The following is a 12037-nucleotide window of genomic DNA, read 5'->3' on the forward strand; positions in this document are numbered from 1 at the left end:
GCGGTTAAAATCCGCGCTGATTATAACGGGTCTTTCCCATCATTCACTGCGAGCCTCCCATGCGCGCCTCAAACAGAGCAAAAAGCTGATGTCCACCACCTGGCATGTTCTAGGCGCCGGTAGCCTCGGTACGTTGTGGGCCACCCGTCTGGCGCGGGCCGCAGTACCGGTGCGACTGATCCTGCGTGACGCGGCGCGGTTGCAGGCGTACGAGGCGGCAGGCGGCTTGACCCTGGTCGAACAGGGCCAGGCACAGCTCTACCCGGTGAGCGCCGAAACGGCGGACAGTACCACCCCGATCCATCGCCTGCTGGTCGCCTGCAAGGCCTATGACGCGGACCAGGCCGTGGCACAACTGGCGCCCCGCCTGGCGCCCGGCGCCGAGCTGATCCTGTTGCAGAACGGCCTCGGCAGCCAGGACGCCGTGGCGGCGCAAGTGCCGCAGGCGCGCTGCATTTACGCCTCAAGCACGGAAGGCGCCTTTCGCGACGGTGACTGGCGCGTGGTCTTCGCCGGGCACGGGTTCACCTGGCTGGGCGATGCCGGGCATCCCGTCGCACCGATCTGGCTGGACGACCTCGACGCCGCGGGCATTCCCCATGAGTGGAGCACCGAAATCCTCACCCGGTTGTGGCGCAAACTGGCACTCAACTGCGCGATCAATCCGTTGACGGTCCTGCACGATTGCCGCAATGGCGGATTGCAGGAGCACCACTGTGAGGTCGCCACCCTGTGTGGCGAACTGATCGAGCTGCTTGAGCGTTGCGGCCAGCCGGCAGCTGCGGAAAACCTGCAACAGGAGGTTGAACGGGTGATTCACGCGACCGCCGCCAACTACTCCTCGATGTACCAGGACGTCAGCAACCGGCGCCGCACTGAAATCAGTTACCTGCTGGGGCATGCCTGTAAAGTCGCCGCCCGGCATCAACTGAACCTGCCGCACCTCAATCAGCTTGAGTCGAGGTTGATCGCACGCCTGCACAGCCTTGGATTGCCCAGCGACTGAGCAGCGGCTACGCTGGCCACTTGTTCCTTTGCAGCGATAAACCTGATGCCATTGCGCCAGCGTCTTGAAAACCTCCCTGTCGGCCAGAAACTGCTGGCCGCCCTGTTGGTGCTGTTGACCACCGTCCTGCTGGTTGCCAACCTGACCTTTATCAGCGCCGCGTACTACATCTCCCAGGAAAGCATGGCGCCCCAGGCTCTGCAGACCATCGGCCGGCTGGTCTCCAACCCGAGCCTGGTGTCCGAAGCGCTGCAGTCACCAGAAAGCGCCCAGCGCCTGCTCGATGAGCTCGACAGCTATTCCCCGCTGCGGGCTGCGGCCCTGTATGACGGCAAGGGCGAGCGCCTGGCGCAGTTGCAACACGGCGATCACCTGAGCCTGCCCAAGCGTTACCGGCACATCGAATCCTGGCAGGTCACCGAGTTTCGCAGCAACCAGGTCATCACCCTACCCCGCCCCGGCAGCGCACCCGGCCACCTTTTGCTGGTGGCCAGCAGCGAACTGCCCATGGCGTTCTATACCGGCACCCTGACCGCCAGCCTGGGCATCCTGATTTTCAGCGTGCTGCTGTGGCTGATCATCGCGCGGCAGATCAAACGCCTGATTACCCAGCCGATTCATCAGCTGGAAGAACTGTCACGACAAGTGACCCGGGAAGAGAACTACGCCCTGCGAGCCTCCCGGGGCAACCACGATGAAATCGGCAGCCTGGCCGAAGCGTTCAACACCATGCTCTCGCGGATCGAGGCGCGGGAGCAGCAACTCAAGCGCGCCCGTGACGACTCCCAGGCCGCCTATGACCAGGCCCAGGGCCTGGCGGAAGAAACCCGTCACACCAATCGCAAGCTGGAACTGGAGGTCCAGGTACGCAGCAAGATCGAGAAAAAACTCACGGGGTTCCAGAATTACCTCAACAGCATCATCGACTCCATGCCTTCGGCGCTGATCGCCCTCGACGAACAGCTCTACGTGACGCAGTGGAACCAGGAAGCCAGCGCCCTTTCCGGCACGCGACTGGACGAAGCCTTGAACCAGCCTATCTTCCTCGCCTTCGAACCGCTCAAGCCTTTCCTGCCGCAGCTCAAGCAAACCGTCGAGCAGCACACGGTGGCCAAGATCGAGCGCGTGACCTGGGTCAAGGACGATGAACCGCGCCACTACGCCCTGACCTTTTATCCGCTGATGGGGGGTGCCGGGCGAGGCGTGGTGATCCGCATCGACGACATCACCCAGCGCCTGTCCCTTGAGGAAATGATGGTGCAGTCGGAGAAAATGCTTTCCGTCGGTGGCCTCGCCGCCGGCATGGCCCACGAAATCAACAACCCGCTCGGCGCGATTCTGCACAACGTACAGAATATCCGTCGCCGCCTGTCCCCCGAACTGCCGAAGAACCTGGAACAGGCCGAGCAAGTCGGCATCGAGCTGTCGACCGTCAACCAGTACCTGCAAGCGCGGGAAGTACCGCAGCTGCTCGACGGCATCCAGCAGGCCGGTGCACGGGCGGCGAAAATCGTCACGCACATGCTCAGTTTCAGTCGCCGCAGCACCCGACAAATGGCCCCGTGCGACCTGCCGGCGCTGATCGATCAGGCGGTGGAAATCGCCGGAAACGACTTCGACCTGGCCATCGGTTTCGACTTCAAGGGCCAGGCGATCATTCGCCAGTTCGACCCGGCGCTGGGGCCTGTACCCGGTACCGCCAACGAATTGGAACAGGTGCTGCTCAACCTGCTGAAAAACGCCGCGCAAGCCATCCACTTGCGTGAAGATGACCGTGAACCGGGGCGAATCATCCTGCGCACCCGGCTCAATCCACCCTGGGCGGAAATCCAGGTCGAGGACAACGGCATCGGCATGAGCGAAAGCGTGCGCAAGCGCACCTTCGAACCGTTTTTCACCACCAAGGAAATCGGCCAGGGCACCGGCCTTGGCTTGTCGGTCTCGTACTTCATCATCACCAACAACCACAAGGGCCAGATGGAAGTGCAATCGACCCTGGGCCAAGGCACCTGCTTTACCCTGCGCCTGCCATTGGCGAGCACCCCGCTCGTCTCTCATGAACTCAACCAGCTATCGAGGTAACCATGGGCTTTCGCCTGTCGAAGATTTACACCCGCACCGGCGACAAAGGCGAAACCGGCCTGGGCGACGGTCGCCGCGTGCCCAAGGACCACCCACGGATCGAGGCCATTGGCGAGGTGGATACGCTGAACAGTCAGGTCGGCGTATTACTGGCCGGACTGGCGGCAGAAAGTGCCCGGTATCCGGGGTTGCAGGAAGTAATCGAGGTATTGGCGCCTTGTCAGCACCGGTTGTTTGACCTCGGCGGTGAGCTGGCGATGCCGGAGTATCAGGCGTTGAACGCCGGTGAAATCGAGCGCCTGGAGGCGGCGATTGATGTGTGGAATGAAGAGCTGGGGCCGCTGGAGAATTTCATTTTGCCCGGCGGTTCGATGCTGATTGCTCAAGCTCATGTCTGTCGCAGCCTGGCGCGCGGTGCCGAGCGCCGCTGTCAGCATTTGAATGCGCTTGAGCCGTTGGCCGGGGTGGGTTTGGCGTATATCAATCGGTTGTCGGATTTGTTGTTTGTGGTGGCGCGGGTGATTGCCCGGCGGCAGGGGGTTGCGGAGATTTTGTGGCAGCCGGCGGCGAAACCTGAAGTTTAGTCGGCGCCTGTCAGACCCTCATCGCCAGCAGGCTGGCTCCCACAGTGGATTTGTGGCGTACACAAAACCTGTGGGAGCTAGCCTGCTGGCGATGAGGCCCTCTGCACCAGAGGCAAATCAGGCTTCAGGCCAAAACGCCCGAATCCCCGCCACACCCTGGGCACCGGCAGCCCATGCCTTCTGAACTTCCGCCGGACCAACGCCGCCCAGCAGAAACACCGGCTTGCTGAAGCCTTCGATCAAGCTCGAAGCCTGCTCCCAGCCCAGCGGCTGCGCGCCTGGATGAGTCTGGGTCGGCTGCACCGGCGACAAGGTCACGAAGTCGACGCCCATCTCCTCGGCCAATGCCAGCTCTTCAGCGTTGTGGCACGATGCCGCCAGCCAGCGCGACGCGGGCAATGGACGACCGGCAGCGGCATACTTGCGCAACTGCGCCGAGGTGATGTGCCAACCGGCGGAAGGAAAATCCCCCAACCACTCGAACGGCCCCTTGATCATCAACTGCGCCTTGCCAGCACACAGCCCTGCCGCATCCACGGCCAGGTCGCGGTACTTGGGGTCATAACCATTCGGCGCGCGCAACTGGATCAGCTTGATACCACCCGCGATGGCTTTCTGGATACCCCGCAGCAAGGCCGGGGTTTCCAGGTCTTCCGGGGTAATCAGGTATTGCTCGGGCAAGCGGGCAGCCGCCACGATTGGCCGGTTGGCTTCAGGGAATTCGTAACCCGACAGGTCACGCGCCGACACCCAGGCCAATGGCTGACCTTCGGCGCCGTGCGGCTCGCCGGTGAACGCCGAGACTTCCCAGACATCCAGCAACACCTGTTTGTCCGGGTAATCATGGCGGACCTTGATCAGCGGGCGCGCCGCGCCGACCACAATACCCAGTTCTTCCTGCAGCTCACGGGCCAAGGCGCTTTCAACCGACTCGTCGGCCTCGACCTTGCCACCGGGAAACTCCCACAGGCCGCCTTGGTGCTGAGTGTCGGCACGCCGGGCGATAAGGATCTTGCCGCTGTCATCACGGATGACGGCGGCCGCTACGTGTACTCGTTTCACCGCTCGATTTCCTCCAGTCCGGCCTTCTGCCAGGCCTTGAAGGCTGGCCATTGGTAGATGGTTTGAACATAGGCTTCGTCAGCCTCGGGCAGCTTCACCTGATAGGTGCGCAGGCGCACGGCAATCGGTGCGAAGAATGCATCGGCCAGGGTTACGCGGCCAAACAGGTACGGACCACTTTCGGTCGCGGCGGCGCGGCACTCGGCCCACAGGGCGGACATGCGCTCGATGTCGGCCTGGACATCCGCCGGTGTCGGTGTCAGCGGTGCATCATGGCTCAAATCAAACGGCATGTTGCCGCGCATCGCGAAGAAACCGCTGTGCATCTGCGCACACGCCGAACGCGCCTGGGCGCGAGCGCCAACGTCCTTGGGCCAGAGGCCAGCGTCGGGAAACTGTTCCGCCAGGTATTCGGCAATCGCCAGGGAATCGGCGATGGTGCCATGCTCGGTCTTCAACAGCGGGACCTTGCCGGTCGGCGAGTGTTTGAGCAGGCGTTCGCGGGTGTCCGGCTGGTTCAGCTTGATCAGTTCTTCGGTGTAGGGGGCGCCGGCCAGATCAAGGGCCAGGGCGCCGCGCAGGGACCAGGAGGAAAGCAGTTTGTCGCCGATGATCAGGTGCAGGCTCATGTTCAAGCGTCCTTAAGCTAAAGGGATGCCTGTAGGAGCTGGCTTGCCAGCGATAACGGTAGCGGCCTCAACACATCTATCGGGGCAGAGGACGCCTTCGCCGGCAAGCCGGCTCCTACAGTTTCTGCAACGTTACGTACGGTACTCGGCGTTGATCTTCACGTATTCGTGGGACAGGTCGGTGGTCCAGATGGTTTCGCTGCAATCACCGCGACCCAGCTCGATACGGATGGTGATTTCTTCCTGTTGCATCACCGCCGCGCCCTGGGCTTCGGTGTAGGTCGCAGCGCGGGCGCCACGGCTGGCGATGCACACTTCACCGAGGAACACATCGATCTTGCTCACGTCCAGGTTCGGCACGCCGGCACGACCGACAGCCGCGAGGATACGACCCCAGTTCGGGTCGGACGCGAACAGTGCGGTCTTGATCAATGGCGAGTGGGCCACGGTGTAGCCAACATCCAGGCATTCCTGGTGATTGCCGCCGCCGTTGACTTCAACGGTAACGAATTTGGTCGCGCCTTCGCCATCGCGAACGATCGCCTGGGCCACTTCCATGCACACCTCGAACACCGCTTGCTTGAGCTTGGCGAACAACTCGCCTTCGGCACGGGTGATTTCCGGCAGTGCCGCCTGACCGGTGGCGATCAGCATGCAGCAGTCGTTGGTCGAGGTATCGCCGTCGATGGTGATGCGGTTGAACGACTTGTTGGCGCCGTCCAGCATAAGGTTCTGCAACACATCGCGGGCGACCTTGGCGTCGGTAGCGATGTAACCGAGCATGGTTGCCATGTTGGGACGAATCATGCCCGCGCCCTTGCTGATGCCGGTGACGGTGATGGTCACGCCGTCATGCTGGAACTGGCGGCTGGCACCCTTTGGCAGGGTGTCGGTGGTCATGATGCCGGTGGCGGCAGCTTCCCAGTTGTTCTCCGACAGATCGTCGAGGGCGGCTTGCAGTGCGCCTTCGATTTTCTCGACCGGCAGTGGTTCGCCGATTACCCCGGTGGAGTACGGCAGCACCAGGCTGGCATCGACACCGGTCAGCTCGGCCAGTTTGGCGCAAGTACGCTCGGCCGCGGCCAGGCCCGGCTCACCGGTACCGGCGTTGGCATTGCCGGTATTGGTCAACAGGTAACGCACCGGGCCTTGCACGCGCTGCTTCGCCAGGATCACCGGGGCTGCGCAGAAGGCGTTCAGGGTGAATACGCCCGCCACCGTGGAGCCTTCGGCACAACGCATGACCACAACATCCTTGCGCCCCGGGCGCTTGATACCGGCCGAGGCGATACCGAGTTCAAAACCGGCAACCGGGTGCAACGTTGGCAAAGGACCAAGACCAACAGCCATGAATGCGTTCCTCTATAGATGATGTCTGCACCGCTTCAGCAAAAGCGGGGGGGTGAAATGGCAAAACGCCGCGACGGCATGAGCCGGTCGCGGCGCGGGTATTTCAGCGTATGAAACGGGGGTTACTGGATCTGCCCGTGGCAATGCTTGAATTTCTTGCCCGAACCGCAGTAGCACAGCTCGTTACGGCCCAGCTTCTGCTCGTTGCGAACCGGGGCGGTGGCCAGAGCCACATCGACCTCTTCACCCACCTGCTCCGGCTGCTCCAGGCCAGGGGCCTCTTCATGCAGGAACTGCATGCGAGCGGCCAGTGCTTCGGCTTCCTGACGCAGGCGCTGCTCTTCTTCGATCGGATCTTCGCGACGAACCTGAACGTGCGACAGCACACGGATCGAGTCGCGCTTGATCGAATCCAGCAGCTCGGAGAACAGCGTGAACGACTCGCGCTTGTACTCCTGCTTCGGGTTCTTCTGCGCATAACCACGCAGGTGGATGCCGTGGCGCAGGTGATCCATGGTCGACAGGTGGTCTTTCCACAGGTCGTCCAGCACGCGCAGAACGATTTGCTTCTCGAAGGTGCGCAGCGCTTCGGCGCCTGCCTGGTCTTCTTTCTCGTTGTACGCGGCGATCAGCTCCTGCATCAGTTTCTCGCGCAGGGTTTCCTCGTACAGGTGATCGTCTTCGTCGAGCCACTGCTGGATCGGCAGTTTCACGCCGAAATCGCTTTCCAGGGCCGCTTCCAGACCCGCCACGTCCCACTGCTCTGGCAGCGATTGCGGTGGAATGTGTGCGCTGACGGTAGCGTTGAGCACGTCCTGACGGAAGTCGGCAATGGTTTCACCGATGTTGTCAGCGGCCAGCAACGTGTTACGCATGTGATAGATCACTTTACGCTGTTCGTTGTTGACGTCGTCGAACTCGAGCAGTTGCTTGCGAATGTCGAAGTTGCGGCCTTCGACCTTGCGCTGGGCCTTTTCGATGGCGTTCGTCACCATGCGGTGCTCGATCGCTTCGCCAGGCTGCATGCCCAGGGCCTTCATGAAGTTCTTCACCCGGTCAGAGGCGAAGATGCGCATCAGGCTGTCTTCCAGCGACAGGTAGAAACGGCTGGAACCGGCGTCGCCCTGACGACCGGCACGACCACGCAACTGGTTGTCGATACGGCGCGATTCGTGACGCTCGGACGCGATCACCTGCAAACCACCCGATTCGAGCACCTGCTGGTGACGTTTCTGCCAGTCGGCCTTGATCTGGGCAATCTGCTCAGGGGTCGGGTTTTCCAGGGTCGCGACTTCCACTTCCCAGTTGCCGCCCAACAGGATGTCGGTACCGCGACCGGCCATGTTGGTGGCGATGGTCAGCGCACCCGGGCGACCGGCCTGGGCAATGATCTCGGCTTCCTTTTCGTGGAACTTGGCGTTCAGGACCTTGTGTTCGATGCCTTCCTTGTTGAGCAGGTCGGACATGCGCTCGGAGGTTTCGATGGTCGCGGTACCCACCAGCACCGGACGGCCCGCGGCCATGCTTTCCTTGATGTCAGTGACGATGGCCGCGTATTTCTCGTCGGCGGTCAGGAACACCAGGTCATTGTAGTCTTTACGGGCCAGCGGCTTGTTCGTCGGAATGACGATGACCTGCAGGCCATAGATCTGATGGAACTCGAACGCTTCGGTGTCGGCCGTACCGGTCATGCCGGACAGTTTGTTGTACAGACGGAAGTAGTTCTGGAACGTGGTCGATGCCAGGGTCTGGCTTTCGGCCTGGATGTTCAGGTTTTCCTTGGCTTCGATGGCCTGGTGCAGGCCTTCGGACAAACGACGGCCCGGCATGGTACGACCGGTGTGTTCGTCGACCAGTACGACCTGGCCGTCCTGCACGATGTATTCGACGTTGCGATGGAACAGCTTGTGCGCGCGCAGGCCGGCATACACGTGAGTCAGCAGGCTCAGGTTGTGCGCCGAGTACAGGCTCTCGCCTTCGGCCAGCAGGCCAAGGCGGGTCAGCGAATCTTCGACGAACTGGTGACCGGCTTCGTTGAGTTCGACCTGACGGGTCTTCTCGTCCACGGTGTAGTGGCCAGCCTTGGTGACTTCGCCCTCGACTTCTTCGACGTGCAACTCCAGCTGCGGGATCAGTTTGTTGATCTCGATGTACAGCTTGGAGCTGTCCTCGGCCTGACCGGAAATGATCAGCGGGGTACGGGCTTCGTCGATGAGGATGGAGTCAACTTCGTCGATCACGGCAAAATTGAGTTCGCGCTGGAATTTTTCTTCCATGCTGAACGCCATGTTGTCGCGCAGGTAGTCGAAACCGAATTCGTTGTTGGTGCCGTAGGTGATATCGGCGGCATAGGCCACGCGCTTCTCTTCCGGCGGCTGGAACGGCGTGACCACGCCGACCGTCAGGCCGAGGAATTCGTAGAGCGGACGCATCCAGTTGGCGTCACGACGGGCCAGGTAGTCGTTCACCGTCACAACGTGCACGCCCTTGCCGGACAGTGCGTTGAGGTAAACGCCCAGCGTTGCCACCAGGGTCTTGCCTTCACCGGTACGCATCTCGGCGATCTTGCCTTCATGCAAGGTCATGCCGCCGATCAGCTGGACATCGAAGTGGCGCATGCCCATGACGCGCTTGCCGGCTTCACGGGCGACCGCGAAGGCTTCCGGCAGCAGCTTGTCGAGGGTTTCCCCTTTGGCGAAGCGGGCCTTGAACTCATCTGTCTTGGCACGCAATTGATCGTCCGAAAGGGCCACCATTTGCTCTTCGAAGGCATTGACGAATTGCACCGTCTTGAGCATGCGCTTGACTTCACGCTCGTTCTTGCTTCCAAAAAGTTTCTTTAACAAAGGCGCAAACATATCGGCAGGATCTTCCACACTAAAGGGATGGAGGGCGGCCCCGTGAGTCGCCCGAGCAGCCCTCATGGCCGCATGCGAACGAGCATTCTACCCGGAAACGGTGGTGAGGAAAGTGGCGTTGTTCCACGATGCTGGCACAGCGTTGTAACGGGGCTCACTTAAAATAAGGGCAAATCGCTGAACTTCAAGTCATTCACGGCAGAAGTTACTTGTTGATTTAATGGGTAAAGCGCGCGCAAAGCAATGGGTCGGGCGCATCCGCTGCTTTCTGCTACCATGGCGGCTCTGTTACTTCAGGTGTCTGATCATGGCATTTCGCCCTCTTACGGCCAGAGCACCCGCCGTCCTGCTTCGCGAAGCCAAGCCTCTGAAGGCCATTCTCGGCCACGCTCAACGCCTGGGTCATTTGCAACGTTTGCTCGAAAGCCAGCTGCAACCCGCCGCGCGCGCCCATTGCCACGTGGCGTCCTGGCGTGAAGGCAGTTTGTTGCTGATTGTCACCGACGGTCATTGGGCCACTCGTCTGCGCTACCAGCAAAAGCGCCTGCAACGGCAACTGCAGATGTTCGACGAGTTCGCCAATCTCACGCGAATCCTGTTCAAGGTCCAGCCGCCCACCGTTCAGCAAGGTGCAGCGGGGCATACCATGGATTTGTCCTTTGATGCGGCCGCGACCATCCAGGCCACGGCTGACGGGATCAGCGATCCGAACCTGCGGGCGGCGCTGGAGCGCCTGGCGGCGCACGCCAAGTCCAAGGAATGACATAGAACATATGTGGGAGCGGGCTTGCTCGCGAATGCGGTGTGTCATTCGACGAAAATGTTGACTGGTGCACCGTATTCGCGAGCAAGCCCGCTCCCACATTGATCGTGCCCACTCAAGATGGATTTATCGGCTTTTTTTGCCGCCTAATAATGAACCCATCAGTCCGCGCACCAATTGCCGGCCCAACTGGTTGGCCGCCTGGCGCATCGCCGATTTCAGTGCCTGCCCCGCCGCCGTGCCGAGGAACTCTCCGGCCTGTTCGGTGAAACTCGGTTCTTCTGCCGCCGGTTTACCCGGCGCCACCTCAGGTTCCGGCGCCAGGCCCTTGCGCCCCATCAACACTTCATAAGCCGATTCGCGATCGATCGGTTTGTCATACCGCCCTTTGAACGGCGAACCGCCGATCAGCACGGTGCGTTCGGTGTCACCCAATGGCCCGATCCGCGATTGCGGTGGCGCCACCAGCACGCGCTGGACCATCTCCGGTGTGCCCTTGTCCTGCAAGGTGCCCACCAGTGCCTCGCCGATGCCCAGCTCGGTGAGCACCGACAGGGCGTCGAACGCCGGATTGGGTCGGAAGCCGTCGGCCACCGCCCGCAGGGATTTCTGCTCCTTGGCAGTGAACGCGCGCAGGCCGTGCTGGATGCGCAGGCCCAGCTGTGCCAGCACGTCGTCCGGCAAGTCACCGGGTGACTGGGTGACGAAATACACCCCCACGCCTTTGGAGCGAATCAGCCGCACCACTTGCTCCAGACGCTCCTGCAACGCCTTGGGCGTGCCGGCGAACAACAGGTGCGCCTCGTCGAAAAACAGCGCCAGCAGCGGTTTTTCGGCATCGCCGCGCTCCGGCAGTTGCTCGAACAGTTCGGCCAACAGCCACAGCAGGAAGGTCGCGTAGACCTTCGGTGCTTCATGCACCAGGCGACTGGCATCGAGCAAGTGAATGCGTCCGCGGCCATCGGCGGTCGGTTGCAGGATGTCCTCGAGTTGCAGGGCCGGCTCACCGAACAGCGCTTCAGCGCCCTGCTGCTCCAGGGTTGCCAGGCGCCGTAACAGGGCCTGGCTGGAGCCGGTGGTCATCAGCGCCGCGTCATCACCGAGCAGTTCGGGGTTGTCCTTGAGGTGATTGAGCAGCGCCTTGAGGTCCTTCAGGTCCAGCAGCAACAGGCCTTCACGGTCGGCAACCTTGAACGCGGCATACAGCGCCGACTGCTGGCTGTCGGTCAGTTCCAGCAGGCTGCCCAACAGCAGCGGCCCCATTTCGCTCAATGTCGTGCGCAATGGATGACCGGACTGACCATGAATGTCCCACAGGGTCACCGGATACGCCGCAGGCTTGTAGTTCAGCCATGGCATGCCGGTTATCCGCTCGGCGATCTTGCCCTGGGGGTTGCCGGCCGCGCCCAGGCCGCACAGGTCACCCTTGATGTCGGCGGCAAACACCGCCACGCCGGCATCGCTGAAGGCTTCGGCCATACGTTGCAAGGTGACGGTCTTGCCGGTCCCGGTCGCGCCTGCGATCAAACCGTGGCGGTTCGCCAGGCGCATGGCCTGCGCGATCGGCTGCCCCGCGAGGTCGGCGCCGATAACAAGTTGCAATGAATCAGGCATTTGGTCACCCATGGTTAATCTTTGGTCCTACACGGCCGATAGAAATAACGACAAAGCAGACAGACACAAATTTGTCGGACATTTCCCTT

At 61.7% G+C, this 12037-nt stretch carries 9 protein-coding genes; 4 read left to right on the forward strand and 5 right to left on the reverse strand.

Annotation, left to right across the window (positions count from 1 at the left end; all coding sequences use genetic code 11):
• Window positions 1-88 precede the first annotated feature (88 nt).
• From SOP95_RS18050 to SOP95_RS18060, 3 genes are read left to right on the forward strand one after another with little or no spacing between them, the layout of a single operon-like run.
• Window positions 89-1006, forward strand: a complete 918-nt coding sequence (locus SOP95_RS18050; protein ID WP_323607811.1) for a putative 2-dehydropantoate 2-reductase — start codon at window positions 89-91, stop codon at window positions 1004-1006.
• Between the two features lie 45 nt (window positions 1007-1051).
• Window positions 1052-3088 carry a sensor histidine kinase gene (locus SOP95_RS18055; protein WP_274074355.1) on the forward strand — a complete coding sequence of 679 codons (2037 nt, stop codon included), beginning with the start codon at window positions 1052-1054 and terminating at the stop codon, window positions 3086-3088.
• Between the two features lie 2 nt (window positions 3089-3090).
• The gene (locus tag SOP95_RS18060; protein WP_323607812.1) at window positions 3091-3672 is read left to right on the forward strand and encodes a cob(I)yrinic acid a,c-diamide adenosyltransferase; all 582 of its coding nucleotides are present in this window, start codon (window positions 3091-3093) and stop codon (window positions 3670-3672) included.
• Between the two features lie 117 nt (window positions 3673-3789).
• Here the strand turns inward: SOP95_RS18060 and SOP95_RS18065 are convergent, their stop codons facing one another.
• The 4 genes from SOP95_RS18065 to secA form a co-directional block, all read right to left on the reverse strand.
• Window positions 3790-4734 (reverse strand): Nudix family hydrolase, encoded by a 945-nt coding sequence (locus SOP95_RS18065; RefSeq protein ID WP_323607813.1) that lies wholly within the window; start codon window positions 4732-4734, stop codon window positions 3790-3792.
• Entirely contained in the window at window positions 4731-5363 is a 633-nt protein-coding gene (locus SOP95_RS18070) for a glutathione S-transferase family protein (RefSeq protein ID WP_323607814.1), read from the reverse strand. The genes SOP95_RS18065 and SOP95_RS18070 overlap by 4 nt, the downstream gene beginning before the upstream one ends.
• 132 nt (window positions 5364-5495) lie before the next feature.
• On the reverse strand, window positions 5496-6713 hold the full coding sequence (gene argJ / locus SOP95_RS18075; protein ID WP_323607815.1) for a bifunctional glutamate N-acetyltransferase/amino-acid acetyltransferase ArgJ: 1218 nt from the start codon (window positions 6711-6713) through the stop codon (window positions 5496-5498).
• Window positions 6714-6835: 122 nt separating this feature from the next.
• Complete coding sequence (secA, locus tag SOP95_RS18080) at window positions 6836-9571, reverse strand: preprotein translocase subunit SecA (RefSeq protein ID WP_274074350.1); 2736 nt, start codon at window positions 9569-9571, stop codon at window positions 6836-6838.
• A 307-nt stretch (window positions 9572-9878) separates the two neighbouring features.
• Here secA and SOP95_RS18085 point away from each other — a divergent pair, with 307 nt between their 5' ends.
• The gene (locus SOP95_RS18085; protein ID WP_274074349.1) at window positions 9879-10334 is read left to right on the forward strand and encodes a DUF721 domain-containing protein; all 456 of its coding nucleotides are present in this window, start codon (window positions 9879-9881) and stop codon (window positions 10332-10334) included.
• Between the two features lie 126 nt (window positions 10335-10460).
• Here the strand turns inward: SOP95_RS18085 and SOP95_RS18090 are convergent, their stop codons facing one another.
• Window positions 10461-11948 carry a helicase HerA-like domain-containing protein gene (locus SOP95_RS18090; RefSeq protein WP_323607816.1) on the reverse strand — a complete coding sequence of 496 codons (1488 nt, stop codon included), beginning with the start codon at window positions 11946-11948 and terminating at the stop codon, window positions 10461-10463.
• Window positions 11949-12037: the final 89 nt, after the last annotated feature.

Source organism: Pseudomonas sp. YuFO8, from assembly GCF_035065025.1.
GTDB lineage: Bacteria > Pseudomonadota > Gammaproteobacteria > Pseudomonadales > Pseudomonadaceae > Aquipseudomonas > Aquipseudomonas putida_AE.

Excerpts from the sequence above, each read along its gene's own strand:
- SOP95_RS18050 (WP_323607811.1), top strand. The coding sequence starts at position 89 with ATGTCCACCACCTGGCATGTTCTAGGCGCCGGTAGCCTCGGTACGTTG.
- SOP95_RS18055 (WP_274074355.1), top strand. The coding sequence starts at position 1,052 with ATGCCATTGCGCCAGCGTCTTGAAAACCTCCCTGTCGGCCAGAAACTG.
- SOP95_RS18060 (WP_323607812.1), top strand. The coding sequence starts at position 3,091 with ATGGGCTTTCGCCTGTCGAAGATTTACACCCGCACCGGCGACAAAGGC.
- SOP95_RS18070 (WP_323607814.1), bottom strand. The coding sequence starts at position 5,363 with ATGAGCCTGCACCTGATCATCGGCGACAAACTGCTTTCCTCCTGGTCC.
- argJ (WP_323607815.1), bottom strand. The coding sequence starts at position 6,713 with ATGGCTGTTGGTCTTGGTCCTTTGCCAACGTTGCACCCGGTTGCCGGT.
- secA (WP_274074350.1), bottom strand. The coding sequence starts at position 9,571 with ATGTTTGCGCCTTTGTTAAAGAAACTTTTTGGAAGCAAGAACGAGCGT.
- SOP95_RS18085 (WP_274074349.1), top strand. The coding sequence starts at position 9,879 with ATGGCATTTCGCCCTCTTACGGCCAGAGCACCCGCCGTCCTGCTTCGC.
- SOP95_RS18090 (WP_323607816.1), bottom strand. The coding sequence starts at position 11,948 with ATGCCTGATTCATTGCAACTTGTTATCGGCGCCGACCTCGCGGGGCAG.